The 26,263-nt window shown below is 73.3% G+C and carries 23 protein-coding genes and 1 pseudogene; 17 read left to right on the top strand and 7 right to left on the bottom strand.

What is annotated here, in order from left to right; all coding sequences use genetic code 11:
- Positions 1 to 1,365 (top strand): M16 family metallopeptidase, encoded by a 1,365-nt coding sequence (locus ACWDBE_RS36705; RefSeq protein WP_392923950.1) that lies wholly within the window; start codon positions 1 to 3, stop codon positions 1,363 to 1,365.
- 321 nt (positions 1,366 to 1,686) lie between these two features.
- Complete coding sequence (locus ACWDBE_RS36710; RefSeq protein WP_449810141.1) at positions 1,687 to 2,880, top strand: RtcB family protein; 1,194 nt, start codon at positions 1,687 to 1,689, stop codon at positions 2,878 to 2,880.
- Between the two features lie 65 nt (positions 2,881 to 2,945).
- On the opposite strand, the gene ACWDBE_RS36715 is transcribed toward ACWDBE_RS36710, so the two are convergent.
- A complete protein-coding gene (locus ACWDBE_RS36715; RefSeq protein WP_359817494.1) occupies positions 2,946 to 3,227 on the bottom strand; it encodes an HPr family phosphocarrier protein in 282 nt (93 codons plus the stop codon).
- 227 nt (positions 3,228 to 3,454) lie between these two features.
- Here ACWDBE_RS36715 and ACWDBE_RS36720 point away from each other — a divergent pair, with 227 nt between their 5' ends.
- The 4 genes from ACWDBE_RS36720 (at position 3,455) to ACWDBE_RS36735 (ending at position 8,982) form a co-directional block, all read left to right on the top strand.
- Complete coding sequence (locus ACWDBE_RS36720) at positions 3,455 to 6,322, top strand: bifunctional acetate--CoA ligase family protein/GNAT family N-acetyltransferase (protein ID WP_449810142.1); 2,868 nt, start codon at positions 3,455 to 3,457, stop codon at positions 6,320 to 6,322.
- A 91-nt stretch (positions 6,323 to 6,413) separates the two neighbouring features.
- Positions 6,414 to 7,013 (top strand): DUF5998 family protein, encoded by a 600-nt coding sequence (locus ACWDBE_RS36725; RefSeq protein ID WP_392883721.1) that lies wholly within the window; start codon positions 6,414 to 6,416, stop codon positions 7,011 to 7,013.
- A gap of 63 nt (positions 7,014 to 7,076) precedes the next feature.
- Positions 7,077 to 8,264: an alkaline phosphatase family protein gene (locus tag ACWDBE_RS36730; protein ID WP_449793410.1), complete on the top strand. Its 1,188-nt coding sequence runs from the start codon at positions 7,077 to 7,079 to the stop codon at positions 8,262 to 8,264.
- Positions 8,265 to 8,325: 61 nt separating this feature from the next.
- Positions 8,326 to 8,982 carry a thymidine kinase gene (locus ACWDBE_RS36735; protein ID WP_392883724.1) on the top strand — a complete coding sequence of 219 codons (657 nt, stop codon included), beginning with the start codon at positions 8,326 to 8,328 and terminating at the stop codon, positions 8,980 to 8,982.
- 59 nt (positions 8,983 to 9,041) lie between these two features.
- Here the strand turns inward: ACWDBE_RS36735 and ACWDBE_RS36740 are convergent, their stop codons facing one another.
- Positions 9,042 to 9,785 (bottom strand): VOC family protein, encoded by a 744-nt coding sequence (locus ACWDBE_RS36740; protein WP_449793412.1) that lies wholly within the window; start codon positions 9,783 to 9,785, stop codon positions 9,042 to 9,044.
- A 281-nt stretch (positions 9,786 to 10,066) separates the two neighbouring features.
- Between ACWDBE_RS36740 and ACWDBE_RS36745 the strand changes: the two genes are divergently transcribed.
- Entirely contained in the window at positions 10,067 to 10,945 is an 879-nt protein-coding gene (locus tag ACWDBE_RS36745) for a sulfurtransferase (protein ID WP_449793409.1), read from the top strand.
- 56 nt (positions 10,946 to 11,001) lie between these two features.
- Here the strand turns inward: ACWDBE_RS36745 and sepH are convergent, their stop codons facing one another.
- Complete coding sequence (gene sepH, locus ACWDBE_RS36750; RefSeq protein ID WP_449793408.1) at positions 11,002 to 12,081, bottom strand: septation protein SepH; 1,080 nt, start codon at positions 12,079 to 12,081, stop codon at positions 11,002 to 11,004.
- A 517-nt stretch (positions 12,082 to 12,598) separates the two neighbouring features.
- Here sepH and ACWDBE_RS36755 point away from each other — a divergent pair.
- Positions 12,599 to 13,486 (top strand): hypothetical protein, encoded by an 888-nt coding sequence (locus ACWDBE_RS36755; protein ID WP_449793407.1) that lies wholly within the window; start codon positions 12,599 to 12,601, stop codon positions 13,484 to 13,486.
- Between the two features lie 3 nt (positions 13,487 to 13,489).
- Here the strand turns inward: ACWDBE_RS36755 and ACWDBE_RS36760 are convergent, their stop codons facing one another.
- Together ACWDBE_RS36760 and ACWDBE_RS36765 are read right to left on the bottom strand one after the other, a co-directional pair.
- The gene (locus ACWDBE_RS36760; protein WP_449793406.1) at positions 13,490 to 14,812 is read right to left on the bottom strand and encodes a D-arabinono-1,4-lactone oxidase; all 1,323 of its coding nucleotides are present in this window, start codon (positions 14,810 to 14,812) and stop codon (positions 13,490 to 13,492) included.
- A gap of 104 nt (positions 14,813 to 14,916) precedes the next feature.
- Entirely contained in the window at positions 14,917 to 16,185 is a 1,269-nt protein-coding gene (locus tag ACWDBE_RS36765) for an MFS transporter (RefSeq protein ID WP_449810143.1), read from the bottom strand.
- Between the two features lie 133 nt (positions 16,186 to 16,318).
- Here ACWDBE_RS36765 and ACWDBE_RS36770 point away from each other — a divergent pair, with 133 nt between their 5' ends.
- Together ACWDBE_RS36770 and ACWDBE_RS36775 are read left to right on the top strand one after the other, a co-directional pair.
- Positions 16,319 to 17,461, top strand: a complete 1,143-nt coding sequence (locus ACWDBE_RS36770; protein ID WP_449810144.1) for a ferrochelatase — start codon at positions 16,319 to 16,321, stop codon at positions 17,459 to 17,461.
- Between the two features lie 109 nt (positions 17,462 to 17,570).
- A complete protein-coding gene (locus ACWDBE_RS36775; RefSeq protein ID WP_449793403.1) occupies positions 17,571 to 18,389 on the top strand; it encodes an inositol monophosphatase family protein in 819 nt (272 codons plus the stop codon).
- A gap of 161 nt (positions 18,390 to 18,550) precedes the next feature.
- Here ACWDBE_RS36775 and ACWDBE_RS36780 read toward each other — a convergent pair whose 3' ends face one another.
- The gene (locus ACWDBE_RS36780; RefSeq protein ID WP_030057688.1) at positions 18,551 to 18,736 is read right to left on the bottom strand and encodes a hypothetical protein; all 186 of its coding nucleotides are present in this window, start codon (positions 18,734 to 18,736) and stop codon (positions 18,551 to 18,553) included.
- Between the two features lie 442 nt (positions 18,737 to 19,178).
- Between ACWDBE_RS36780 and ACWDBE_RS36785 the strand changes: the two genes are divergently transcribed.
- The 4 genes from ACWDBE_RS36785 to ACWDBE_RS36800 all read left to right on the top strand — a co-directional run bounded on the left by ACWDBE_RS36785 (position 19,179) and on the right by ACWDBE_RS36800 (position 23,197).
- Positions 19,179 to 19,832: a response regulator transcription factor gene (locus ACWDBE_RS36785; protein ID WP_030057689.1), complete on the top strand. Its 654-nt coding sequence runs from the start codon at positions 19,179 to 19,181 to the stop codon at positions 19,830 to 19,832.
- 73 nt (positions 19,833 to 19,905) lie between these two features.
- Positions 19,906 to 21,204, top strand: coding sequence for a sensor histidine kinase (locus ACWDBE_RS36790; RefSeq protein WP_449793402.1), 1,299 nt, complete (start codon positions 19,906 to 19,908; stop codon positions 21,202 to 21,204).
- A gap of 237 nt (positions 21,205 to 21,441) precedes the next feature.
- Positions 21,442 to 22,425 (top strand): acyl-ACP desaturase, encoded by a 984-nt coding sequence (locus ACWDBE_RS36795; protein ID WP_449810145.1) that lies wholly within the window; start codon positions 21,442 to 21,444, stop codon positions 22,423 to 22,425.
- A gap of 472 nt (positions 22,426 to 22,897) precedes the next feature.
- On the top strand, positions 22,898 to 23,197 hold the full coding sequence (locus ACWDBE_RS36800) for a DUF4193 domain-containing protein (protein WP_030285479.1): 300 nt from the start codon (positions 22,898 to 22,900) through the stop codon (positions 23,195 to 23,197).
- A 268-nt stretch (positions 23,198 to 23,465) separates the two neighbouring features.
- Here the strand turns inward: ACWDBE_RS36800 and ACWDBE_RS36805 are convergent, their stop codons facing one another.
- On the bottom strand, positions 23,466 to 23,915 hold the full coding sequence (locus ACWDBE_RS36805) for a DUF3093 domain-containing protein (RefSeq protein ID WP_402416375.1): 450 nt from the start codon (positions 23,913 to 23,915) through the stop codon (positions 23,466 to 23,468).
- A gap of 85 nt (positions 23,916 to 24,000) precedes the next feature.
- Between ACWDBE_RS36805 and ACWDBE_RS36810 the strand changes: the two genes are divergently transcribed.
- The 3 genes and pseudogenes from ACWDBE_RS36810 (at position 24,001) to ACWDBE_RS36820 (ending at position 25,967) form a co-directional block, all read left to right on the top strand.
- Positions 24,001 to 24,630, top strand: coding sequence for a PaaI family thioesterase (locus tag ACWDBE_RS36810; protein ID WP_449793400.1), 630 nt, complete (start codon positions 24,001 to 24,003; stop codon positions 24,628 to 24,630).
- Positions 24,627 to 25,161, top strand: a pseudogene (dut, locus tag ACWDBE_RS36815) (dUTP diphosphatase). The gene ACWDBE_RS36810 and the pseudogene dut overlap by 4 nt, the downstream one beginning before the upstream one ends.
- Positions 25,162 to 25,163: 2 nt before the next feature.
- Positions 25,164 to 25,967: a DUF3710 domain-containing protein gene (locus tag ACWDBE_RS36820; protein ID WP_449793399.1), complete on the top strand. Its 804-nt coding sequence runs from the start codon at positions 25,164 to 25,166 to the stop codon at positions 25,965 to 25,967.
- The last annotated feature ends 296 nt before the right edge of the window (positions 25,968 to 26,263 follow it).

The raw sequence follows: 26,263 nt of genomic DNA on the forward strand, positions 1-26,263 counted from the left end.
ATGACCTTCCACCCGCAGCCCCAGCCGGGCACGCCCAGCCCCTGGGACTTCCCCGCCCCCGAGCGGGCCGCCCTCGGCAACGGCATCACCGTCCTGCACTGCCACCGGCCCGGCCAGCAGCTGGTCGCCGTCGAGGTGCTGCTCGACGCCCCGCTCGCCGCCGAGCCCGACGGCCTCGACGGCATCGCCGGCATCCTCGCCCGTGCCTTCAGCGAGGGCACCGACACCCTCAGCGCCGAGGAGTTCGCCGCCGAGCTGGAGCGCGCCGGCGCCACCCTCGACGCCCACGCCGACCACCCGTGCATCCGGATCTCCCTGGAGGTCCCCGCCTCCCGGCTCCAGCGCGGCCTGTCCCTGCTGGCCGACGCCCTGCGCGCCCCCGCCCTGCCCGAGGCGGAGATCGAGCGGCTGGTCGCCAACCGCCTGGACGAGATCGTCCACGAGCAGGCCAATCCCGCCCGGCGCGCCGCCAAGGCCCTGTACGCCGAGCTGTTCGACGCCGCCGACCGGCTCTCCCGGCCCCGCGCCGGCACCGCCGACACCGTCAAGTCGATCGACCGCGCGGCCGTCAAGGCCTTCTACGACGCCCATGTGCGCCCCGCGACCAGCACCGTCGTGGTCGTCGGCGACCTCACCGGCGTCGACCTGCCCGCGCTGCTGGAGAGCACCCTCGGCACCTGGACCGCGGCGGCCGCCGAGCCGTCCGCCCACGCCCCGGTCACCGGCGACGACCGCGGCCGCGTCGTCATCGTGGACCGCCCCGGCTCCGTCCAGACCCAGCTGCTCATCGGCCGGATCGGGCCCGACCGCCACGACCCGCTCTGGGCCGCCCAGATCCTCGGCACCTACTGCCTGGGCGGCACCCTCACCTCCCGCCTCGACCGCGTCCTGCGCGAGGAGAAGGGCTACACCTACGGCGTGCGGGCCTTCGCCCAGCCGCTGCGCTCGGCCGCCGACGGCAGCGGGCGCGCGATGCTCGCCATCAGCGGCTCGGTGGACACCGCCTCCACCGCCCCGGCGCTGGCCGACACCTGGACCATCCTGCGCACCCTCGCCGCCGAGGGCCTCACCGACGCCGAGCGCGACGAGGCCGTGCAGTTCCTGGTCGGCGTCGCCCCGCTGAAGTACGAGACCGCGGGCTCGGTCGCCGGCACCCTGGCCGACCAGGTGGAGCAGCACCTGCCGGACGACTACCAGGCCGAGGTCTACCGGCAGCTCGCCGAACTGCCCACCGCCGCCGCCACCGAGGCGGTCGTCGCGGCCTTCCCGCCGGACCGCCTCGTCACCGTCCTGGTCGGCGACGCCGCCGTGATCGCCGACGACGTGCGGGCGCTCGGCATCGGCGAGGTCACCGTCGTCAGCTGATCCGTCCGTCGGATCCCCGTCCGGCCCGGTGGAGCACCCGCTCCGCCGGGCCGGACGCGTTGTTAAATCCGTTGCGGGCCGCCCCCGTTCCGTGGATAGATGTTCCCCGGCGCACCGCACGTGCGAACCGGCGACGAAGGAAGGGAGGCGGTCACCATGCGGGTCGAGCGAGTCATACGACGCTCCCCACGGCCGTACTCCCCCTGTCCCGTCGCCCTGGGCCGCTGAGCCCCACCCCCTGAACTTCCCCGAGCCGCGCCGGGATTCCACGCGCGGCAGCATCCTCACGTGAACTTCCCGACCTCTGGAGGTCGTTCGACCATGACGTACACCGAGGTGCCCGGCGTCCGGGTGCCGATCCGGATGTGGACCGACCCGGCGACGGTCGAGGGCCAGGCCCTGCAGCAGCTGCGCAACATCAGCTCCCTGCCCTGGCTGCACGGCCTCGCCGTGATGCCCGACGTCCATCTGGGCAAGGGCGCCACCGTCGGCTCCGTCATCGCCATGAAGGACGCGGTCTGCCCGGCGGCCGTCGGCGTCGACATCGGCTGCGGCATGAGCGCGGTGAAGACCTCGCTCACCGCCGAGGACCTCCCGGACGACCTCTCCGGCCTGCGCCGCGAGATCGAGCGGGCCATCCCGGTCGGCCGCGGCCTGCACACCGACCCGGTCGACCCGGCGAAGCTGCAGGGCTTCCGCGCGACGGGCTGGGACGACTTCTGGCGGCGCTTCGACGGCATCGCGGAGGACGTCAGGTGGCGCCGCGAGCGGGCGATGCAGCAGATGGCCACGCTCGGCGGAGGAAATCACTTCATAGAACTGTGTGTCGATACGACTGATGCGGTCTGGCTGATGCTCCACTCCGGTTCCCGCAACATCGGCAAGGAGCTGGCCGAGCACCACATGAGCACCGCCCGCTCGCTGCCGCACAACCAGGGCCTGATCGACCAGGACCTGGCCGTCTTCCTCGCGAAGACCCCGGAGATGGCGGCCTACCGCCAGGACCTCTTCTGGGCGCAGGAGTACGCGAAGCACAACCGCGCGGTGATGATGGCGCTGTTCCAGGACGTCGTCCGGCGGGAGTTCCCCAAGGCGGAGGTCGCCTTCGACGAGGTGATCAGCTGCCACCACAACTACGTGTCGGAGGAGCGGTACGACGGCGTCGACCTGCTGGTGACCCGCAAGGGCGCGATCCGGGCCGGCTCCGGGGACCTCGGGATCATCCCGGGCTCGATGGGGACGGGTTCCTACATCGTCCGCGGCCTGGGCAACGCGGCGTCGTTCAACTCCGCCTCGCACGGCGCCGGCCGCAAGATGAGCCGCAACGCGGCGAGGAAGCGGTTCACCACCCAGGACCTGGTCGAGCAGACCAAGGGCGTGGAGTGCCGCAAGGACGGCGGCGTGGTGGACGAGATCCCGGGTGCCTACAAGAACATCGAGAAGGTCATCGAGCAGCAGAAGGACCTCGTCGAGGTGGTCGCGCACCTCAAGCAGGTCGTCTGCGTGAAGGGCTGAGACCGAAAGCCGATCGGGGTGCCGCCACACTGTGGCGGCACCCCGATCGGGTGGGTGTTGCGAGCTCAGACCGCGGCGGGGAGCTCGTCGAGGCCCTCGGAGACCAGCTTGGCGAGGCGGTCGAGGGCGTCGTCGGCGTTCTCGGCGTCGGAGGCGAGGATGACCTCGTCGCCGCCCTGGGCGCCCAGGCCGAGGAGGCCGAGCATGGAGGCGGCGTTGACCGGATTGCCGCCCGGCTTGGCGATGGTGATCGGCACGCCGGTGGCCGTGACGGCCCGGACGAAGACGGAGGCGGGACGGGCGTGCAGGCCCTCGGCCCAACCGATGGTGACGCGGCGCTCAGCCATGAGACGTGCCTTTCCGGTGAAGCTGGTCACGGCCGTGCTCGGGGGAGCGGGGGAAGCGGCCATGTTGTCTAGACCAGTGTTGCACGCAGGTGGCCCCTGGGAACCGCTGCGTTCAGGAGTTGTGATTGTTTCTTTTCGGGGCATAAAACCCGGTCGATGGTCCTGTCCACCCTGCCGTGGGCACGCGTCCGGCGCCATCCGGCTCATTGCCGGATAACCTGACGAATGTGGAAGACCCCGCGGTGGCGAGCCCCGAGCAACCCGACTACCCGCAGCACTGGGAAGCGGACGTCCTGCTGCGCGACGGAGGCACGGCCCGGATCCGTCCGATCACGCCCGACGACGCCGGACGGCTCGTGGAGTTCTACGAGCAGGTGTCGGACCAGTCCAAGTACTTCCGGTTCTTCGCCCCCTACCCGCGGCTCTCCGACAAGGACGTCCGCCGCTTCACCCACCACGACTTCGTGAACCGGGTCGGCCTCGCGGTGGTGGTCCGGGACCGCTTCATCGCCACCGTCCGCTACGACCGGATCGACGCCGAGGGCCGTCCCTCCGACACCGGCACCGACGCCGAGGTGGCCTTCCTGGTGCAGGACGCCCACCAGGGCCGCGGCGTGGCCTCCGCCCTGCTGGAGCACATCGCGGCGGTCGCGCAGGAGCGCGGCATCCGCCGCTTCCAGGCCGAAGTGCTGCCGGAGAACCGGAAGATGGTGAAGGTCTTCACCGACGCCGGCTACACCCAGCACCGCAGCTTCGCCGACGGCGTGGTGCACCTGGAGTTCGACCTCGAACAGACCGACCGCTCGCTCGCCGTGATGCGCGCCCGCGAGCACCGCGCCGAGGCACGTTCGGTGCAGCGGCTGCTCACCCCGCGCTCGGTGGCGGTGATCGGGGTCTCCCGCACCCCGCAGACCGTCGGCCGCGCCATCCTGCGCGACCTGCTGGGCGACGACGCCCGGGCCGACCGCCCGGTGTACGCGGTGAACCGCAACGCCGTACCCGGCACCGAGCTGGACGGCGTTCCGGTCCACCGTTCGATTCTGGACATTCCCGGGCCGGTGGACCTCGCGGTGATCGCCGTCCCCGAGGGCGCCGTCCCGGCCGCCGTCGCCGACTGCGGCGCCCACGGGGTGCAGGGCCTGGTGGTGGTCACCGCCGGCTACGCGGAGACCGGCTCGGAGGGCCGGGACCGCCAGCGCGCGCTGGTCCGTCAGGCCCGCGCGGCCGGCATGCGGGTGATCGGCCCGAACGCCTTCGGCCTGATCAACACCGACCCGCAGCGCCCGTTGAACGCCTCGCTCGCCCCACGGCTGCCCGGCCGCGGCGGCTTCGGGATCTTCTGCCAGTCCGGCGCGATCGGTGTGGCCCTGCTGGAGGCCGCCCACAAGCGCGGCCTCGGCGTCTCCTCGTTCGCGTCGGTCGGCAACCGCGCCGACGTCTCCGGCAACGACTTCCTCCAGTACTGGGCCGAGGACGAGGCCACCCAGGTGGTGCTGCTGTACCTGGAGTCCTTCGGCAACCCGCGCAAGTTCACCCGGATCGCCCGCCGCCTCGCCGCCGTCAAGCCGGTCGTGGTGGTCAAGGGCGCCCGGCACACCGGCAGCCTGCCGCCCGGCCACGCCGTCCCCGCCACCGCCACCGGTCTGCGCGACGCCACCGTGGACGCGCTGTTCGAACAGGCCGGCGTCACCCGGGTGTCGACCATCACCGAGCTGTACGACACCGGCGAGCTGCTGGCCCAGCAACCGCTGCCGCCGGGCAACCGGGTCGCGGTGGTCGGCAATTCCGACTCGCTCGGCCTGCTCACCTACGACGCGCTGCTGAGCGCCGGCCTGCGCCCGCGCACGCCCGTCGACCTCACCACCGCCGCGACCGGCGAGAACTTCCGGATCGCCCTGGACGTCGCCCTCGCCGACCCGGCCGTGGACGCGGTGATCGCCGTCGCCATCCCGCCGATCGGCACCTCCGCCCACGCCTTCATGGGCGGCCGGCTGACCGGCGAGGACGACCCCGCGATGGGCTCGGACGACCCGGAGATCGCCGCCGCCCTCCTCGACGCCGGCCACCGCGCCCGGGAGCTGGGCAAGCCGCTGCTGCTCACCCACCTGGCGCTGACCGACCTGCCGGCCCGGTTGCGCCCCGGCGGCATCCCCGCGTACGCGGCGCCCGAACGGGCCGTGCACGCCCTCGCCCACGCCGTGCACTACGCGCAGTGGCGCCGCCGTACGGCCGAGGCGGAGGAGACGGCACGCGTCCCGGAGCTGGACCGGATCGACGAGCCCGGCGCCCGCCGGCTGGTGGAGGCGGCGCTGAGCACCCGGGCCGCCGCCCGCCCGTCGCCCACCACCACCCTTGCCCGAGGCGCTACGCGCCGCACCGTCGTGCTGCGCACCCAGCCCGGCGGCGCCCGGATCACCCTGTCCGAGGCCGAGGCGCAGGAACTGCTGGCCCGCTACGGGATCGACGTCTCGCCGGTGCTGCCGGCCCCGGACGAGGAGGCCGCCGTCAGGGCCGCCGGGACGCTCGGCTACCCGGTGGCGCTGAAGGCGACCGCCCCGCACCTGCGCCACCGCCCCGACCTGGGCAGCGTCCGGCTGGACCTGACCGGTGAGGCGGGCCTGCGCCGCGCCCACCGCGAGCTGGACGCGCTGCTCGGCGGCGCCGCGCCGGCCGACCTGGTGGTCCAGCGGATGGCACCGCGCGGGGTGGACACCGTGATCGCCGCCACGGTGGACCCGGCGGTCGGCGCGATCCTGTCCTTCGGTCTGGCGGGCGCCCCGGCCGAACTGCTGGGCGACACCGCGCACCGGCTGGTTCCGGCCACCGACCAGGACGTCGCCGGGCTGATCCGGGAGGTCCGGGCCGCGCCGCTGCTGTTCGGCTGGCGCGGGGCCGAGGCGGTGGACACCGACGCGCTGGAGGAGCTGCTGCTGCGGGTGTCGCAGCTGGTGGACGACGTGCCGGAGATCGCCTCGGTGGATCTCGAACCGGTGGTCGTGGCCCCGCACGGACTGGCGATCCTGGGGGCGCGGGTGCGGGTCGCACCACTGCCGGTCCGCAGCGATCTGGGTCCGCGCGCCATGAGCACGCTGTAACCTTCCTTGGTTGCGCCCTGCCCGGGCGCTGTTGTCCGAAGCTCGGCGCCGTGCCGCCCGCTTCGTCGGCGGACCATGCCAGGATGGAGATATGGCGAAGACCGGTACCACCACCACTCAGGACCTGCGCTCGGCGATCGAGCGCAGCGGCTACTACCCGGCCCTGGTGTCCGAGGCGGTCGAGTCCGCGGTGGGCCCGGAGCCGATCAGCTCCTACCTGGTGCACCAGGAGACGACCTTCGACGCCAACGAGGTGCGTCGGCACGTGACGGTGCTGGTGCTCACCCCGACCCGGTTCGTGGTGAGCCACACCGACGAGCAGTCCGGCGCCGAGGGCAGCCCGGCGGTGCCGTTCGCGACGACGTCGACGGAGAGCGTCCGACTGGACCGGATCGGCTCGGTCGTGGTGAGCCGGATGGTGGCCAACCCGGAGACGTACACCCCGGGCACCCTGCCGCGCGAGGTGGTGCTGACGATCGGCTGGGGCGCGGTGCAGCGCCTGGACCTGGAGCCGGCCGGCTGCTCGGACCCGAACTGCGAGGCGGACCACGGCTACACCGGTTCCGCCACGGCCGACGACCTCTCGCTGCGGGTGAGCGAGGCCGGTGACGGCCCGGAGACGGTGGCCCAGGCGCTGGTGTTCGCCCGGGCGCTGTCCGACGCGACGATCAACAACGGCCCGCGGGTCTGACCGCCGCCGTCTGACCGCCGCCGTCTGATCGCCGCCGTTTCCGCCCGCTACGAATCCGGTTCCATGTCCTTCGTTCCTGCCGACGGCTTCGACGCCTTCGAGATCCTCGACCCGGCCACGGCCCCCGCGCCCCCGTACGGCAGCGGCTCGCTCTGCGACCTGCTGCCCTCGGTGGCGGCGGGGCTCGGCGTTCCCGGGTTCACCGCGACGCTCCCGATCGCCCCGGCGGACCGGGTGGTGGTGTTCCTGGTGGACGGCCTGGGCTGGGAGCTGCTGCTGCGCCACCCCGAGTACGCGCCGTTCCTGTCCTCGCTCGCCGGGAGTTCGCTGGGGGGCAGCGGCCGTCCGCTGACCGCGGGCTTCCCGTCCACCACGGCGACCTCGCTGGCCTCGGTGGGCACGGGTACGCCGCCGGGCCTGCACGGCCTGGCCGGGTACACCGTGGCGGTGCCGGGCGCCGGCTACCTGATGAACCAGCTCCGCTGGCAGCCGCCGACCGACCCGCACGCCTGGCAGCCGTACCCGACGGTCTTCGAGCGCACCCACGAGGCCGGGGTGGCGACGGCGCAGGTCTCGTCCCCGCTGTTCGCGCAGACCCCGCTGACCAGGGTGGCGCTGTCCGGCGGCACCTTCATGGGCCGCACCACGGGCGAGGAGCGGATGGACCAGGCGGCCGCCTGGCTGGCCGAGCACGACCGGGCGCTGGTGTACACCTACGTCAGCGAGCTGGACGGCGCGGGCCACCGCTTCGGGGTGGACTCGGACGAGTGGCGGATGACGCTGGACGCGGTGGACCGGCTGGCGCGCCGGCTGGCCGAGCAGCTGCCGCCGCGCTCGGCGATGTACGTGACGGCCGACCACGGCATGATCGACATCGCGCCGGAGGACCGGATCGACTTCGACGAGGACTGGGAGCTGGGCGCCGGTGTCGCCCTGCTCGGCGGCGAGGGCCGGGCCCGGCACGTGTACGCGGTGCCGGGGGCGGCGGCCGACGTGCACACGGTGTGGAGCGAGGTGCTGGGCGACCGGATGTGGGTGGCCACCCGGGACCAGGCGATCGCGGCGGGCTGGTTCGGCCCGGTGGTGGACGACCGGGTGTACGCCCGGATCGGCGACGTGGTCGCCGCGGCGCGCGACGACATCGCGATCGTCGCCTCCCGCAACGAGCCCGGCGAGTCCGCGATGATCGGTCTGCATGGTTCGATGACTCCGGTCGAGCAGTTCGTGCCGCTGCTCGAAATCCGCGGCTGATCCGCTCACTTGACTCTTCTGTGCCCGAACTCCCCTGATTTGAAAGGCCCTTGCTCCACCCATGGCTGAACTGGTGTTCTTCTCGGGCACGATGGACTGCGGCAAGTCGACGCTGGCGCTGCAGATGGACCACAACCACACCGCGCGCGGCCGACAGGGCGTGATCCTCACCCGCAACGACCGGGCGGGCGCGGCGACGATCTCCAGCCGGCTGGGCCTGCGCGCGGACGCGGTCGAGGTGACGGACGACTTCGACTTCCACGCCCACGTGGTGCACCGGCTCTCGGCCGGCGGCCGGGTGGACTACCTGATCTGCGACGAGGCCCAGTTCTTCGCCGCCGAGCAGGTCGACCAGCTGGCCCGGGTGGTGGACGAACTGGACATCGACGTCTACACCTTCGGCATCACCACGGACTTCCGCACCCGGCTGTTCCCCGGCTCGCAGCGGCTGATCGAGCTGGCCGACCGGGTGGAGGTGCTCCAGGTCGAGGCGCTGTGCTGGTGCGGCGCGCGGGCCACCCACAACGCCCGGACGGTCGGCGGGGTGATGGTGGTCGAGGGCGCCCAGGTGGTGATCGGCGACATCTCGGTGGCCCGGGACGAGGTCGGTTACGAGGTGCTGTGCCGCCGCCACCACCGCCGCCGGCTGACCGCCGCGACTGCGCGCGCCTCGGTGCTCTCCCCGGACGTGCTGCCCTTCGAGGAGCAGCAGGCCTGAGCCCACCGCGGGCCCGGGATCCGAAGCCGTCCCGGGTCCAGCCGGAGCCGTCCAGGGATCTAGGGGAGCACCTCCAGTACGGAGAAGTGCCCGCCCTGCGGGTCGGCCAGCCGGGCGGCGCGGCCGCGGGCGGTGTCCTGCGGTTCGACCAGGACCCGGCCGCCGAGTTCGACGGTGCGCCGGGCGGTCAGCGCGGCGTCGTGGACCGCGAAGTGGGTGCGCCAGCGCGGCGGGTGGCCGCGCAGCTCGGCGCGGTGCCGGATGCCGGCGACCGGCTGCCCGTGTACCAGCAGCGCGCTCTCCTCCGGGGTGGAGCGGACCGGGCGGTCGAGCACGGTGGCGTAGAAGGTGGCCGCACCCGGCGCGTCGGGGGTGAGCAGTTCGGCCCAGGCCGGGGCGCCCGGTTCGCGCCCGGCCTCCCGGCCGAGGTGCTCCTCGCCCTGCCAGAGGCCGAAGACCGCGCCGGAGACGTCGGAGGCGATGGCCATCCGCCCGGCACGCTCGGCCTGGAGCGGCCCGACGGCGACGGTGCCGCCGCACGCGCGGACCAGCTGGGCGGTGCGGTCGGCGTCGTCGACGGCGAAGTAGGTGGTCCACTGCACCGGGAAGCCGGTGGCGGTGGAGACGCCGAGGCCGGCCACCGGCGCCCCGTCGAGCTCGGCCCGGACGTAGTCGCCGAGTTGGCCCGGGCCGGGGGTGTACGTCCAGCCGAGCAGGGCGCCGTAGAAGGCGCGGGCGCCGGGCAGGTCATCGGTCAGCAGGCTGACCCAGCAGGGCGTGCCCTGGGCCAGTCGGAGTTCCACCGCGGGCAATGCGGGCCTCCTCGTGGGTGGTTGGCGCACGGAAATCCTCGGGCGCGAGGGTGATGCTTCCACCCTGGCGGGCGCCCAACCCTCGGGCCGCGCGGAAAGTCCGGCAAAGACCCCACAAAGAGCGGTGGTTCGGGCGTGTCGCTGCGGATTCCGTCGGATTCCGGCGGTCGGACCACGGCTGCGAGCCGGATGCCCCGCTTTCGGCGGTCGGACCACGGCGGGGAGCCGGATGTCCCGCCGCCGGACACCCGCGCTGCGCGACAATGGCCGCCATGACCACCACCTACAACGACGGTTCCCCGCTGATCTCCGCGGCCGGGCTGCGGGAGGCGCTGGCCTCCGCGCTGCCGCCGGTGCTGCTGGACGTGCGCTACCAGCTGGTCGGCGCCGCACCGGGCGGCCCGACCGCAGCCGAGGAGTACCGGGCCGGTCACCTGCCGGGCGCCCACTTCGTCGAGCTGGACCGGGACCTGGCGGCCCCGCCCGGCGCCCCCGGCCGGGGTGGGCGCCACCCGCTGCCGGACCCGGAGGGGTTCGGCGCGGCGATGCGCCGCTTCGGGGTGAGCGCGCGGCGCCCAGTCGTGGTGTACGACGGCGCGGCCTCGATGGCGGCGGCCCGGGCCTGGTGGTTGTTGCGCTGGGCCGGGCACCGGGACGTGCGGGTGCTGGACGGCGGCTTCGCGGCCTGGCGGGAGGCCGGGCTGCCGGTGACGGCCGAGCTGCCGGAGCCCGCGGAGGGCGACTTCAAGCCGGTGCCGGGGCAGCTGCCGACGGTGGACGGGGACGGTGCCGCGGCCTGGGCGCGCGGAGGCCTGCTGCTGGACGCCCGGTCCGGGGAGCGCTACCGGGGCGAGGCCGAGCCGGTGGACCCGCGGGCCGGGCACATCCCGGGCGCGGTCTCGGCGCCGACGGCCGACAACGTGGGCCCGGACGGCCGGTTCCTGCCGGCGCCCGAGCTGGCCGCCCGCTTCCGGGCGCTGGGCGCGGGGGAGCGGGAGACCGCGGTGTACTGCGGTTCGGGCGTGACGGCGGCGCACCAGATCCTGGCGCTGGAGGTGGCGGGTCTGCCGGCCACGCTGTACCCGGGCTCGTGGAGCGAGTGGTCGAGCGACGAGGCGCGCCCGGTGGCGGTCACCGGGCAGCCGGGCTGATCCCCGGGTACGCCGAAGGGGCGGGAGGCCCGGCCTCCCGCCCCTTCGGCGTCCTGCTACTCCTGCTTCTTGCGCCGGCTGCCGAAGACGATCTCGTCCCAGCTGGGCACGGTGGCCCGGCGCCCGGGCCGGACGCCGTCCGCCTCGGCCTGCCGGTCGGTGGTGCCGACCAGGCGCTCGCGGTGCGGGGCGACGGCGCGCGGCATCAGGATGTCGGCGTAGGCCGAGCCCGCGCCGACCGCCGGGGCGGCCGTTGCCGCCGGCTCCTCCCCGTCCTCGGCGACCTCGGCGGGTACCGGTTCGATCGAGGCGGGGGCGCCGACGGCGAGGTCGCCGCGGAAGGCGGGGACCACGTCGAGCAGGCTGGTCAGCGAGTCCCGGGACTCGGCGGTGGCCTCCCGCGACTCGCGGACCTCGCGGGCCGACATGATGCGGTCGGCCGAGGGCCGGTCGATCATCGGGCGGGGCGGCCGGTCCTGGGGGAGCCGGGCGATCCGCGGGATGAACGGGAAGACCGACTCCTCCTCGCGCTCGACGTTCTCGCCGATCAGCGCGCGGGCCTCGTCGTCGTTGGGCTGGACCAGGCGCCGGGGCGGGTCGTACGTCCACGACGCGCTGCGGCCCTCGCCGTCGGCCCGGTAGGAGAGGATGACCTCCCAGGTGCCGTCGTCGCGCCGCCAGGAGTCCCAGCGCTCGGTGTCCTTCTCGGCGCCGCGCAGCGCGAGCCGCTCGGCCACGGCCTCGCCGAGCTGCGGTCCGGGGGACTCGCCGTTGCGGCGGATGGCGGTCTTGCGGGCGCGCTCGGCCATGAAGGCGCGCTCGGCGAGCACCGGGCCCTCGAAGCGGCGGACGCGGTCGACGGAGATCCCGGCGGCCTGGGCGACCTCCTCGGCGGAGGCACCGGCTCGTATCCGGGCCTGGATGTCCCGGGGGCGCAGATGGCTCTCGACCTCGATCTCGATCTGGCCGAGGCGCGGCCGGTCGCCGCGGATGGCGGCGCGCAGCCGCTCGTCGATGGGAAGGGTGTACTCCGTGCTGTCGGCAGCCTTGAGCACCAGCCGTGTGCCGTCGTTGCTGACGGCCACAACCCGCAGTTCGGGCACGGTTACCTCCCGGGTGGTGCCTGCCGACGTCACCTGCGTCGCTGCTCCCGTACTGAGTGTGGCCTGCCCACTCGCGACTGGCCACAACCTTGCTGAGTTCCCCGGCGTGTCGGGCTTACGCCCGCGCACGCCGCTGTGGCACGGTTGCCTTTTTGCCACGCCATCCGTCGACGTCGCGCCTGGGTGTCCCGGCCGTCCTCGCACGCGCAGTGAACGCGACGATCCGGGACGGGCGTCGCCGTGCGTGCCCGTTCCGTGGCTCCCCGTCAAGCTACCGGTGTAGACGTAGTCGACAAGTCGACCCAAGGCTCGGGCTTTACGAACAGTACTCCATTCGTGGCATCCAGAGGGGCGGCTCGCCGCTCAAGTCTCCCGCGATTCACGGGAATCTCAAGAGCGCGCTCCCCCAATGGCGGACCACTGCCGGATGGACGGTGATCATCTTCACACAATCCCGGTGCGAAGAACCGCATTTTCGCCCCTTGTGTCCTTCTTTGGGCAAGATGGAGAGTCTTGTTCGAAGAACAGTCGCATGGACCGAGGGATGTTGATGCCGGAGCGGAGCCCCGCCGAGGAGGGCGGCAAGGCCAAGGAGGAGCGCAGGCGCATCGATCTGAGTGTGGCTCAGGTCGCGGCGAGTGCGCTGGCCACGGTGGTGGGTGCGCTGCTGGCCTCCGAACTGGGGGTGTACGGCACGATCCTGGGCGCCGCCGTGGTGAGTGTCGGCGCCACCACCGGCAGCGCCGTGTTCCAGCACATCTTCAAGCGGACCGGCGAGCAGCTGCGCGAGGCGGTGGACCGGGGGCCGAACCAGGCCGCCAACACCCTGCGCCAGGTGCCGGTGGAGGCCGAGCGGCCCGGGACGCGGGCGCAGCCGCCGGTGATCACCTCGGAGTGGAACGAGCCGCAGGTGGTCCGGGCGCGTCGGCGGTGGGGCTGGAAGACGTACGCGGCGGTGTCCGGGCTGGTCTTCGTGCTGGCGATGACGCCGATCCTGGCGTTCGAACTCGCCACCGGGCAGCCGGTGTCGGCGACGGTCAAGGGCGGATCCGGCAGCGGCACGTCCTTCGGCGGCTCGGTGGCGCCCAAGTCCTCCCGGCCGCAGGACGCCCCGGCGGACCGACCCTCCCCGGGCGGCCGGCCCGGCCAGGGCGGCGCGCCGTCCGGCGGCACCTCGGCCCCGGCGACCACCGGGCCGAGCCGGGAGCCGGGCGACACGCCGGGCACCGGCGCGGGGTCGGCCTCGCCCTCGGCGGGCCCGAGCGCGACCCCGTCGGCCGGCGCCTCCCCGTCGGCGGGTGGCGGCAGGCCCACCGGCGGGGCGAGCCCGCAGCCGCCGGCGTCGGGCGACGCGCCGGCGAAGGACCCGGCGAGGGATCCGGTGAAGGAGCCCGCGAACGAACCCGCGAAGGCCCCGCCGGCCGCCGACACGCCGTAGGCGCTAGGCGCCCAGCACCCGGCGCAGGTAGTCGTTGCCGAACACCCGCTGCGGGTCGACCTCGTCGCGCAGCGCGGTGAAGTCGGCGAAGTGCGGGTAGACGCCGGCCAGGTACGCGGCGTCGCGGGTGTGCAGCTTGCCCCAGTGCGGCCGTCCCTGATGGGCGGTCATCAGCTGTTCGACGCCGGTGAAGTAGCCCTGGTCGGCGGTGCCCCGGTAGAGGTGGACGGCGATGTAGGCGCTGTCCCGGCCGGAGGCGGTGGAGAGCCAGAGGTCGTCGGCGGGGGCGAAGCGCACCTCGACCGGGAAGCTGACCTTCCAGCCGGAGCGCTCGACCAGGGCCTTCAGTTCGCGCAGCACCTCGCCGACGGCCGCGCGCGGCACGGCGTACTCCATCTCCACGAAGCGGACCTTGCGCGGGCTGGTGAACACCTTGTACGCGGTGTCGGTGAAGCTGCGCTCGGACCAGGCCCGGCTGGCCAGCGAGGCGATCGAGGGGATCGAGCCGGGGAAGCGCCGGCCGACCCGGCAGGCGCCCTCCCAGACCGTGTTCGAGAGGAAGTCGTCCTCCAGCCACTCCTTGAACCGGGGCAGTGGGGCGGCCGGGCCCTGGCTGCGGTTGTTGCGCTTGGTGGAGCAGCGGTCGGTGTGCGGGAACCAGTAGAACTCGAAGTGCTCGTTGACGGCGGTGAGGTCGTCCAGGCGTTCCAGCACCTCGTCGAAGCCCATCGGCTGCTCGTGTGCGGTGAGCAGGAAGGCGGGCTCGACGCCGAAGGTGAGCGCGGTGATCACGCCGAGGGCACCGAGTCCGAGCCGCGCGCCCTGGAAGAGCCGGGGGTTCTCGGTGGGGGAGCAGTGCCGGACGGTGCCGTCGGCGAGGACGATCTCCAGGGAGCGGATCTGGGCGGCCAGCGAGCCGGAGTCGCGGCCGGTGCCGTGGGTTCCGGTGCTGGTGGCGCCGGCCACGGTCTGGACCTCGATGTCGCCCATGTTGGTCAGCGAGAGGCCCTCGGCGGCGAGGACCCGGTTGAGCCGGTGCAGCGGGAGGCCGGACTCGACGGTGATGGTGCCGGCCTCGCGGTCGATCCCGCGGACAGCGGTGAGCGCGTGCGGGCGGATCTGGACGCCGTCACCGGCGGAGGCGATCGAGGTGAAGGAGTGGCCGGAGCCGACGGCCTTGACGGTGCGGCCCTGTTCGGCGGCCCGCAGGATCTCCTTGGCCAGCTCCTCCACGGTGCCGGGGGCGGCGGCCCGGGCGGGCCGGGCGCTCTGGTTGCCGGCCCAGTTGGTCCACCGGGTGGGGGTCGCGGTGCTGGCCTGGGGCATTGCGCTGCCTCCTGCTCCGTGGCCGAACGGGTCGGCGCGGTCGGGGGCGGCGCGGCCGCCCTACCCACAGGTAGCCCCGTGGGTAGGGCGAGAGACTAGTCAGTTCACCGTTCGGCGTCTACGGTCCGTTCGGCCTCCTGGACGGCCGTCTCGACGCCGGGTGCGGCGGCCAGTCCGGCGCGCAGCCGGCCGAGGCCGGCGAGGGCGGCGACCACCCCGAGCAGGCCGGCGGCCAGCGGCACCCAGTAGCCCGCGGCGGCGCCGGAGGCGTCGACCACCCAGCCGGCGGCCGAGGAGCCGACCGCGACGCCGAGGGCCAGGCCGGTGGTGGTCCAGGTCATGCCCTCGGTCAGCTGGGAGGCCGGGACGAGCCGTTCGACCAGGGCCATCGCGGTGATCAGGGTGGGGGAGATGGCGATGCCGGCGATCAGCAGCGCCGCGCCGACCGCGACCAGTCCGCCGATGCCGTGCACCGCGTGGGCGACCAGCAGCAGCGGGACCATGCTGACGGCCATGAACAGGACGCCGCCGAGGAAGCGCACCGCCATCGAACCGGTGAGCTTGAGGGTCCCGAAGACCACCCCGGCCAGGCAGGAGCCGAGCGCCCACAGGGCGAGGATCACGCTGGAGATCGACTTGTGGCCCTGGGCCTCGGCGTACGCGACGGTGACCACCTCGACCGAGCCGAAGATCGCACCGGTGGCGACGAAGGTCACGATCAGCACCTGGAGGCCGCGGTTGAGGATCACCGAGCCGCCCTCGTGCCGGGCGGCCGGGTGGATCGGCGGCTCGGTGGAGCGCTGCCCGGCGAACAGCAGGACGCCGACGGCGAGGAAGATCCCGGCCAGCAGCACGCCGGCCTCGGGGAAGACGGAGGTGGCCAGGCCGATGGAGAGGATCGGGCCGACGATGAAGCAGACCTCGTCGACCACGGCCTCGAAGGAGTAGGCGGTGTGCAGCTTGCCGGTGTCCTCGCGGTAGAGGTGGGCCCAGCGGGCGCGGACCATCGCGCCGGTGCTCGGCATCACGCCCATGCCGGCGGCGAAGACGAACAGCGTCCAGTCCGGGGCCTCCAGGCGGGCGCAGAGCAGCAGGCCGGTGACCGCGACGACGGTGATCGCCATGGCGGGGACGATGATCCTTCGCTGGCCGTGTCGGTCCACCAGGCGGGAGACCTGCGGGCCGAGGACCGCGGCGGAGATCGCGAGGCAGGCCGAGACCAGGCCCGCCACCCCGTAGGAGCCTCGGAGCTGGGACAGCATGGTCACGATGCCGATCCCGGTCATGGAGATCGGCAGCCGGGAGACGAAGCCGGTGGAGGAGAAGGCCAGAGTGCCGGGGGAGGCGAATATCTGGCGGTAGCTGGACAGCACGGGAGCTCCGGGCAGGGGGGAGTAAGGAACAAGCCTGGCAAACACAGCTTACGTACGTTGGCAAACGGTATTTTCCGGACGCCCGCGCGGCCCCGGGGACGGCACCCGCCCCCTCAGTGGCAGGATCGGTGCCATGTCCGACGCGCGCAATCCCTCACCGTCCGGCGCCGCCCCGTACGACGCCCTGCTGCTGCTGTCCTTCGGCGGGCCCGAGGGCCCCGAGGACGTCGTCCCGTTCCTGGAGAACGTCACCCGCGGCCGCGGCATCCCCAAGGAGCGGCTGAAGGAGGTGGGCAAGCACTACTTCATGTTCGGCGGGGTCAGTCCGATCAACGGGCAGAACCGCGAGCTGCTCGCCGCGCTGCGCAAGGACTTCGCCGAGAACGGGCTGGACCTGCCGATCTACTGGGGCAACCGGAACTGGGCGCCCTACCTGGTCGACGCCCTGCGCGAGCTGGCCGCCGACGGCCACCGCCGGATCGCCGTGCTCGCCACCAGCGCCTACGCCGGCTACTCGGGCTGCCGCCAGTACCGGGAGAACCTGGCCGACGCGCTGGCCACGCTGGCCGAGGAGGGCGCGCCCGCCCTGCGGGTCGACAAGCTGCGGCACTTCTACAACCACCCCGGCTTCGTCCAGCCCATGATCGACGCCACCCTGGCCGCCCTGGACCGGCTGGCCGAGGCCGTCCGCCCCGGCGCCCGGCTGGCGTTCACCACCCACTCCATCCCGGAGACCATGGCCGAGAGCTCCGGCGCCCCGGACGACCCGGCCCGCGGCGAGCCCGGCGGCGCGTACGTCGCCCAGCACCTGGACGTGGCCCGGCTGATCGCCGCCGCGGTGGCCGAGCGCACCGGCGTGGCCGACCGGCCGTGGGAGCTGGTGTACCAGAGCCGCAGCGGGGCCCCGCACATCCCGTGGCTGGAACCCGACATCTGCGACCACCTGGAGGCCCAGCGGACCGACGGGGCGCCCGCCGTGGTGATGGTCCCGATCGGCTTCGTCTCCGACCACATGGAGGTCAGGTACGACCTCGACACCGAGGCCGTCGCCAAGGCCGCCGAACTCGGCCTGCCGGTGGCCCGCGCCGCCACCGTCGGCGCCGACCCCCGGTTCGCCGCCGCGGTGCGCGAGCTCGTCCTGGAGCGGGCCGCCACCGAGCGCGGCGAGCCGGTGACCCGCTGCGCCCTCGGCACCCTCGGCCCCAGCCACGACGTGTGCGCGGTGGCCTGCTGCCCCAACCCGCGCGCCCCGCGTCCGGCCGTCGCCGAGCGCTGACCGCCGGCTCCGCCCGTCCTGTCCGTCCCGCCGGACCTGCCGGCCCCGTCCGTCCCGCGGGCCCCGTCGTCCCGTCGTCCCGTTGTCCCGTCGCCCCGGAGGAGAACCCGTGCCCACCCCCGCCCTGCCCGACGACCGGCTCCTCGACGACCTGCTGGAGGTCGCCCTGGACGCGGCCCGGCAGGCCGGCGCCCTGCTGCGCGACGGCCGGCCCGCCGACCTCGGCGTGGCCGGCACCAAGTCCAGCCCGGTCGACGTGGTCACCGAGATGGACCTCGCCTCCGAGAAGCTCGTCCTGGAGCTGATCGCTGACCGCCGCCCGGAGGACGGCTACCTCGGCGAGGAGGGCGCCGAGCGGCCGGGCACCAGCGGGGTCCGCTGGGTCGTGGACCCGCTCGACGGAACGGTCAACTACCTCTACGGGCTGCCCTCCTGGGCGGTCAGCGTGGCCGCCGAGGTGGACGGCCGGGCGGTCGTCGGCGTGGTGTACGCCCCGGTCCGCGGCGAGCTGTTCCACGCCGTCCTGGGCCGTGGTGCCCGCCTCGGCGGCCGCCCGCTCTCGGTCCGCCCGGCCCCGCCGTGGGGCCAGGCGCTGATCGCCACCGGCTTCAACTACGTCCAGTCGGTGCGGGTCCGGCAGGCCGAGGTGCTGCTGGCGCTCATGCCGGAGGTGCGGGACGTCCGCCGGGGCGGGGCGGCCGCAGTGGACCTGTGCGACGTCGCCGCCGGGCGGCTGGACGGCTACTACGAGCGCGGCCTGGCCCCCTGGGACCGGGCCGCCGGCTGCCTGATCGCCACCGAGGCCGGCGCCCTGGTCGGCGGCCGCCCCGGGCACGGCCCGGACGGCGAGCTGACCGTGGCCGCCGCCCCCGGGGTGTACGAGCCGCTCCAGGAGCGGCTGGCCGCGCTGCGCGCCTGGGCGGACTGACCGGTTCCGCCGCGCCCGCCCGCGGACCACGGGCGCGGCGCGGCGGAACCGGACATGCGAAGAGCCCTGACACACGGGGGATGTCAGGGCCTGGGTTTCGCACGGCCCCCGCAGGGCCGCTGGTGCCGGAGATCCGGCGACGGGTCGGTGTGCCGGACGGGTCAGGCAGCGGTGCGGTGGCGCTCCAGCACCGTGTCCACGCCGTGCTCGGCGGCGAGTCGGCGGAGGTCGTCCAGCTCGGACTGCTCCACCTCGGCGAGGAACTCGTCCCCGGCCTCGATCGCTCGGTGCAGGTCCTGCTCGGCGTTGGCTATGCGCTGCAGGATTCCGGCCTTGAAGGCGTCCATACGGGCCCCCTTACTGTGTCGGACGTGCACGGTCGTGCGCTCTCCGCCCTGAGGAGGTCCAGCCGGTGAAAGCACCCAAGCCGGAAGGTGGTGAATCTCCGGACGGGGTGCGGAGCGGCCACGGACCGCTGCCGGTGATGTCCCAGCCCCAGGGCCGGCGCGGATGAACGCACGGCGGGTGGGTGCGACCGGCCGTCAGCCAGATCGCGGGTGTGCAGCTGTCCTCCCCGCCCCCGAGGCCGGGAAACCTCCCGGCGGAAGAAAGTTGCCTGTGTCACAGTCCAAGCGGAGTGGTGCGGATGCGAACGGTCACCACCGGGGACCCGGGGGCCGTGCCCGTGGGGCAGCTTATCGCTGCTTTACCGCCGGACCAGGCAGGATGGAGGCACCGTCGGAGCCGTGCGTCCGCTTCCGGGGCCGGCCTGGAGAAGGGACAACGACCGTGCGGGTTCTCGTCGTCGAGGACGAGCAGCTGCTTGCCGAGGCCGTCGCGACCGGCCTGCGCCGCGAGGCGATGGCCGTCGACGTGGTGTACGACGGGGAGGCCGCGCTCCAGCGCATCGCGGTCAACGACTACGACGTCGTCGTCCTGGACCGCGACCTTCCGCTGGTCCACGGGGACGACGTCTGCCGCAAGGTGGTCGAGCAGGGCCTGGCCACCCGGGTGATCATGCTGACCGCCTCCGGCGACATCAGCGACCGGGTCGAGGGCCTGGAGATCGGCGCGGACGACTACCTTCCGAAGCCGTTCGCCTTCAGTGAACTCGTCGCCCGGGTAAGGGCGCTGGGCCGCCGCGCGACCATCCCGCTGCCCCCGGTGCTGGAGCGCGCCGGCATCTCGCTCGACCCCGGGCGGCGCGAGGTGATCCGCGACGGACGCACCGTCCAGCTCGCCCCCAAGGAGTTCGCCGTCCTGGAGGTGCTGATGCGGGCCGGCGGCGCCGTCGTCTCGGCCGAACAGCTCCTGGAGAAGGCCTGGGACGAGCACACCGACCCGTTCACCAACGTCGTGCGCGTCACCGTGATGACGCTGCGCCGCAAGCTCGGCGACCCGCCGGTGATCGTCACCGTGCCGGGTTCCGGCTACCGGATCTGACGACCGGAGTCCGCCCACCCCGCGACTCCCCGCCGCGAGCGCCCGCCCCGGCGGACGCCCCGAGAGGACCATCATGACCACCCCGCCCCCGGCCGGCGGGCCCTCCGGCGCGCCCGCCGGCGGCCCGCGCGCCGTCCCGCCGAAGCCCCTGGCCCCGCCGAGCGTCCACCGCCCGGGGCACTACGTCCCCGGCGACGGCATGCTCGCCTGGCTGCCCTTCCGCCCCACCATCCGGATGCGGCTCACCCTGCTGTACGGCGGGATGTTCCTGATGGCCGGCGTCGTGCTGCTGCTCCTGATGTACGTGTTCTTCCAGGACGCCGTCTCGTACCTGGCCCCGCGCCAGCTGCGCTTCGACAACTACATCCAGGTCACCAGCCCCGACGGGGCCGTCCGCAACATGAACAGCGCGGACTTCAACCAGTGGCAGGCCGCCGACTACCTGGCGCGCTCCGACTCCGCGCTCAACACCCTGCTGCGCAAGTCGCTGACCATGCTGGTCTGCCTCGCCGTGATCGCCTTCGCGGCGGGCTACGCGATGGCGGGACGGGTGCTGCGCCCGCTCGGCCGGATCACCCGCACCGCCCGCGACGTCGCCTCCTCCGACCTGCACCGCCGGATCGAGCTGGACGGCCCGGACGACGAGCTCAAGGAGCTCGCCGACACCTTCGACGACATGCTGGACCGACTGGACCGCTCGTTCGACTCCCAGCGCCGCTTCGTCGCCAACGCCTCGCACGAGCTGCGCACCCCGCTGGCGATCAACCGCACCCTGCTGGAGGTCCAGCTCTCCGACCCGGCGGCCTCACCCGACCTCCAGCAGCTGGGCAAGACCCTGCTGGCCACCAACGAGCGCAGCGAGCAGCTGGTCGAGGGCCTGCTGCTGCTCGCCCGCAGCGAGAACGCGCTGACCGACCGACGCCCGGTGGAGCTGTCCGAGGTGGCCACCCGGGCGCTGGAGCAGACCCGGGGCGAGGCCGAGAAGCGCGAGGTCGAGCTGCGCGCGAAGCTCGATCCGGCCGTGGCCGCCGGCAACGGCGTGCTGCTGGAGCGGCTCGCGCTCAACCTGCTGCAGAACGCCGTCCGCTACAACTCCCCGGGCGGCTGGGTCGAGCTGGCCACCACCGCGGTGCCCGGCGGCGGCGAGCTGGTGGTCTCCAACACCGGCCCGGTGGTGCCCGGGTACGAGCTGGAGCACATCTTCGAGCCGTTCCGTCGGGTCAAGGGCGCCGACCGCACCCGCAGCGACAAGGGGGTCGGACTCGGCCTGTCCATCGTCCGGTCGGTGGTGCGCGCCCACGGCGGCACCATCGAGGCCACCGCGCGCGCCGGCGGCGGCCTCACCATGAGGGTCCGCATCCCCTCTCCGTAAGGGTCCAACGCCCCTTCCGCAGGCGACCGTTTCCAGCCGCCCCCGTCAGGTCCGTCAAGAAGACATAAGGCCTGGCGGGGGCGGCTTGTCATTTCCGGCCCGATCAACTTACGGTGTCGTAACCTACGCAACCGTAGGTGAATCCGTCGGCAGCCCGCCGTCGGGTGCGAAAAGACGTGTCCCCATCCAGCGCGCCGTGCCCGTCCCAGCGCGTGCCGTCCCCTCAGGAGCAAGACCGTGACCATCGCCCCTGTGCAGAGCAGCTCCCCGCTCGTCGCGAGCGGCTGGACCGACGCGCGGCTGATCCTCGCCCTCGAAGAGGTCGTCGAGAAGGAGCTCAACCGCCACCTGGGCGTGGCCAGGGAGTGGATGCCGCACGAGTTCGTCCCCTGGAGCCAGGGCCGCGACTTCGACGGCGTGCTGGGCGGCGAGGCCTGGTCGCTCGAGCAGTCCCAGGTGACGGCCGTGGGCCGGGTGTCGCTGGTGGTGAACCTGCTGACCGAGGACAACCTGCCCAGCTACCACCACGAGATCGCGACCATGTTCGGCCGCGAGGGCGCCTGGGGCACCTGGGTGCACCGCTGGACGGCCGAGGAGGGGCGCCACGGGATAGCGATCCGCGACTACCTGCTCGTCACCCGGGCCGTCGACCCGGTGGAGCTGGAGCGGGCCCGGATGAACCACATGTCGGAGGGCTTCGAGTCCGACAACGCCCACAGCATGCTGCACTCGGTCGCGTACGTGGCCTTCCAGGAGCTCGCGACCCGCATCGCGCACCGCAACACCGGCAAGTACGCCGGAGACCCGCTCTGCGAGCAGCTGCTGGCGAAGATCGCCAACGACGAGAACCTGCACATGGTCTTCTACCGGAACCTCCTGAAGGCCGCCCTGGAGATCGCCCCGGATCAGGCCATGCGGGCCGTCGCCGACGTGGTCACCAACTTCCGGATGCCCGGCCACGGAATCCCCGGCTTCGAGCGCGCCGCCGCGCAGATCGCCCTCGGCGGGGTGTACAACCTGCGCATCCACCACGACGACGTGCTCCAGCCGGTGCTGCGCCACCTCAAGGTGATGGAGATCGGCGGGCTCGGCCCGGAGGGCCTGCTGGCGCAGAACGAGCTGGGCGTCTTCCTGGACGGGCTGGACGGCCAGGCCCGGAAGTTCGAGGAGCGCCAGGCCGCCCTGCTGGCGCGTCGCGCAGCCCGGAAGAACGCCGGCTGAGGCGCCGCACCGAACGGTCGGACTGGGTGGATTTTCCGTGGTTTGCCCTGGAAGATTCTTAACGTGACCAAGCTCACACCGTGTCGCTCCACGATTTCGGGCGACCTCGGAGAGTTATCACCCCATCAGTGGTGTCGATCGCCGTCCGTGACCGGATTCCGACCGCCGGCCGGTCCACGGGATCGGTCGGCATCCCTGGTGGGCAAGGGATTCCACAGACGCACGCGGCTGCCGCGCTCACTGTGCGTGGTCGGTTCGCCGGGCTCGGGAAGGACTGACGATGGCCCAGCGTGAGGCCTTCCGCAGCCCCGGGGATCACCCCGATGGAGCCCGGGCTGAGTGTCGATTGAGTAACAGGGCTTGAAGTAAGGCAAAATCTCCGCCTCGGGTCGGGCACAAGACCGGCCCCCCATGCGTTACGTGCGCTGGAGATACCGCACACACCGCACAACCCGGAGGGGGAGAGCGAAAAATGGCAACCGACTACGACACCCCACGCAAGACCGACGACGAGCTCAACGAGGACTCCATCGAGGAGCTCAAGGCTCGGCGGAACGACAAGGGCGGCAGCTCTGTCGACGTCGACGAGTTCGACGCCGCCGAGGGCATGGAGCTTCCCGGCGCCGATCTCTCGAACGAGGAGCTCGCCGTCCGCGTCCTGCCGAAGCAGGCCGACGAGTTCACCTGCATGAGCTGCTTCCTGGTGCACCACCGCAGCCAGCTCTACAGCGAGAAGAACGGCAACCCGATCTGCCGGGACTGCGGCGCCTGAGCACCGCGGCGGACAGGGCCCGGTGCCCGCGGCTGCGCCCGCGGGACCGGCACACCGCTCCTTCCGGCCCCGGGCAGCGGGGCCGGACGGCAGATCCGGGAACCGTCCGGTCGGACGGGCCCGGGAGGACGGAGTCGGCCGGCACACCGGTCAGGACAAAGTCGTAGGGACGGTCCCGCAGCAGCGGAACCGTCCCTCTCCGTTTGTCCGGACCCTTCCGGCCGGCTCGTGTCGGGGCCGGCCGGCTCTCGTCCGGCCCGGGCCCGCCTCAGGTGCGGGCGCCGCGCCGGGCGTCCTCCAGCGCCTCCGCCAGCTTCATCGGCGAGCGGGTCGACAGATAGAGGTACGGCGTCGGGTCGGCCGGGTCGGTCACCTCGATCCGCAGCGCCGTCGGGACGTAGCTGCGCAGCAGCATGAAGGCGCGCGGATCGGCCTTCGGGCCGCGCCAGGCCGCCGCCTCGGCGGGGCTCAGCGCCTGCGCGCCGCCGAGCGCGTCCACCGGGATCCGGGCCGGGCCGGCCACCAGCGAGCCCTGGACCACGCGGATGCGGGCCGAGCCGTAGCTGCTGATCGCGACCGCGCCGGCGGCGATGCCCACCACCAGCCCGATCAGCGCGGCCGGACCACTGACCCGGATCAGGATCAGCGCGAGCGTGAGACCCACCGCGACCGGGAGCAGCCACCAGGAACGCGGCACCGTGAGGCGTTCGTCGTACATGCCCTCCATTGTGGTCGCCCTGACGTCCGGCCCGGGACGCCACCCCCACCGGAGGGCCCACTACCCCTGGGTAGGGTTGGACCCCGTGACCGGTACGACAGCCCCCAGCACCCCCACCGACCGGCCGGCGCCCGCCACACCGCCGACCCCGACCACCCCGCCGCCGGACGCCGTCCTGCCGCAGCGCCACCCCCAGGCGCCCGCCCCCGGCACCCGGCTCGGCTCCCACTACGAGCACTGCTTCGGCTGCGGCCCGCAGCACCCCGGCGGCCTGCGGATCGACGCGGTCGCCGGCGAGGGACTCGACGTGACCGCCGAGTTCACCGTCCGCGACGCCCACCAGGGCGGCCCCGGCCTGGCCCACGGCGGGCTGCTGACCACCGCCATGGACGAGACCCTCGGAACGCTCAACTGGCTGCTGCACGCCCCCGCCGTGACCGGCCGGCTGGAGACCGACTTCCTCTCCCCGGTGCCCGTCGACTCGGTGCTGCACCTGCGCGCCTGGATCACCGGCGTGCACGGACGGAAGATCTACAGCGCCGCCGAGGCGCGGATCGGCGGCCCGGACGGGCCCGTCGCGGTGCGCGCCCAGGCCCTCTTCGTCCAGGTGAAACTGGAACACTTCACCACGCACGGTCGTCCCGAGGACATCGAGAAGGTCCTCGACGACCCGGATCTGATGAAGCGCGCACGAGCCTTTGAGGTGAACCCTTGAGCGACACCCCCCGCCCGCAGCTGGACGTCCTGATCAAGCGCATCGACCCCGAGCTGCCGCTGCCCGCGTACGCGCAGCCCGGGGACGCCGGTGCCGATCTGCGCACCACCGTCGACGCCGAGCTGGCCCCGGGGGAGCGGGCCGTGCTGCCCACCGGCGTCGCGATCGCCCTGCCGGACGGCTACGCGGCCTTCGTCCACCCCCGGTCCGGGTTGGCAGCTCGTTGCGGCGTTGCCCTCGTGAACGCCCCGGGGACGGTCGATGCCGGGTACCGTGGAGAGATCAAGGTGATCGTCGTCAATCTGGACCCGCACGAGGGGGTCAGCTTCCGCCGAGGGGACCGGATCGCCCAGCTGGTCATCCAGCAGGTCGAGAAGGCCCGCTTCCACGAGGTGGAGGAGCTGCCTGGGTCGGCACGCGCCGAGGGCGGGTTCGGGTCGACCGGCGGCCACGCCGCGGTCTAGCATGCCCGCGGCCTCGCAGGAAGCCGAGCAGGTATTCGCATCGGTCTTGGACCGGGAAGGACAGTGACCGTGTTCCGTCGTCGCCAGAAGAGCGAGGACGCTGTCGAGCAGCTCGCCGACGACGCCATCAGCGCCGACGAGACGGCCGATGACGTCGAAGGTTCCGCCGAGAGCGAGAACGTGACCGAGCTGGACCCGGCCGACAAGGTCGGCCTGCCGCCGGCCCCGCGGCCGGACGGTCCGTGGGACCACTCCGAGCTGGAGAACCCCGAGGAGGGGCGGGTCGACCTCGGGGGTCTGCTGGTCCCCGGCGTCGAGGGCATGGAGCTGCGCGTCGAGGTCGCCGGTGACGCGATCGTGGCCGCCACCCTCGTGCTCGGCAACAGCGCCATCCAGCTCCAGGCCTTCGCGGCCCCGAAGTCGGAGGGCATCTGGGGGGAGGTCCGGGAGGAGATCGCCAACGGCATCACCTCGCAGGGCGGCCTCATCGAGGAGGAGGAGGGCCCGCTCGGCTGGCACCTCCGCGCCCAGGTCCCCGTGCAGCTGCCGGACGGCACCCAGGGTGTGCAGCTGGTGCGGTTCGTCGGCTGCGACGGTCCGCGCTGGTTCCTGCGCGGTGTGATCTCGGGCCAGGCCGCGGTGCAGCCGGAGATGGCCGGGATCCTGGAGCAGGTCTTCCGCCAGACGGTCGTCGTGCGCGGCGAGTCCCCGATGGCCCCGCGCGACCCGATCGTGCTGAAGCTTCCCGAGGACGCGCAGATGGTCGCCGACGGTGGCGGGGCGGCCGCTGCCGCCGGTGAGGGCGACAACCGCTTCGGCGGCGCCTCGCTCGACCCGTTCGCGCGTGGCCCGGAGATCACCGAGGTCCGCTGACCGACTCCGGCCGGCCCTGATCCGGCCGGCTCCGATCGGCACCGATCAGCACAGATCGCCCCTGCCCGGGAGCCCGGGCAGGGGCGATTTGCATGTGGCGGGTCCGTCCCCGTACAGTTCCGGAGTCGCCGCGGGAGACCGGGGCGACAAAGCGGAAAGCGAATCCGATGAATGAACCTCCGGAAAACGGGGCGGAAAACATCTGATAAGCTGGAAACACGAAAGAACGAAGCCCGGAGGGTCCGCTGGAAGGCGGTCCGAAGGAAGCGTCCGTTCCTTGAGAACTCAACAGCGTG

Source organism: Kitasatospora sp. NPDC001132 (genome assembly GCF_053598415.1).

Excerpts from the sequence above, each read along its gene's own strand:
- ACWDBE_RS36705 (WP_392923950.1), top strand. The coding sequence starts at position 1 with ATGACCTTCCACCCGCAGCCCCAGCCGGGCACGCCCAGCCCCTGGGAC.
- ACWDBE_RS36710 (WP_449810141.1), top strand. The coding sequence starts at position 1,687 with ATGACGTACACCGAGGTGCCCGGCGTCCGGGTGCCGATCCGGATGTGG.
- ACWDBE_RS36715 (WP_359817494.1), bottom strand. The coding sequence starts at position 3,227 with ATGGCTGAGCGCCGCGTCACCATCGGTTGGGCCGAGGGCCTGCACGCC.
- ACWDBE_RS36725 (WP_392883721.1), top strand. The coding sequence starts at position 6,414 with ATGGCGAAGACCGGTACCACCACCACTCAGGACCTGCGCTCGGCGATC.
- ACWDBE_RS36730 (WP_449793410.1), top strand. The coding sequence starts at position 7,077 with ATGTCCTTCGTTCCTGCCGACGGCTTCGACGCCTTCGAGATCCTCGAC.
- ACWDBE_RS36735 (WP_392883724.1), top strand. The coding sequence starts at position 8,326 with ATGGCTGAACTGGTGTTCTTCTCGGGCACGATGGACTGCGGCAAGTCG.
- ACWDBE_RS36745 (WP_449793409.1), top strand. The coding sequence starts at position 10,067 with ATGACCACCACCTACAACGACGGTTCCCCGCTGATCTCCGCGGCCGGG.
- ACWDBE_RS36755 (WP_449793407.1), top strand. The coding sequence starts at position 12,599 with ATGCCGGAGCGGAGCCCCGCCGAGGAGGGCGGCAAGGCCAAGGAGGAG.
- ACWDBE_RS36760 (WP_449793406.1), bottom strand. The coding sequence starts at position 14,812 with ATGCCCCAGGCCAGCACCGCGACCCCCACCCGGTGGACCAACTGGGCC.
- ACWDBE_RS36770 (WP_449810144.1), top strand. The coding sequence starts at position 16,319 with ATGTCCGACGCGCGCAATCCCTCACCGTCCGGCGCCGCCCCGTACGAC.
- ACWDBE_RS36780 (WP_030057688.1), bottom strand. The coding sequence starts at position 18,736 with ATGGACGCCTTCAAGGCCGGAATCCTGCAGCGCATAGCCAACGCCGAG.
- ACWDBE_RS36790 (WP_449793402.1), top strand. The coding sequence starts at position 19,906 with ATGACCACCCCGCCCCCGGCCGGCGGGCCCTCCGGCGCGCCCGCCGGC.
- ACWDBE_RS36800 (WP_030285479.1), top strand. The coding sequence starts at position 22,898 with ATGGCAACCGACTACGACACCCCACGCAAGACCGACGACGAGCTCAAC.
- ACWDBE_RS36805 (WP_402416375.1), bottom strand. The coding sequence starts at position 23,915 with ATGTACGACGAACGCCTCACGGTGCCGCGTTCCTGGTGGCTGCTCCCG.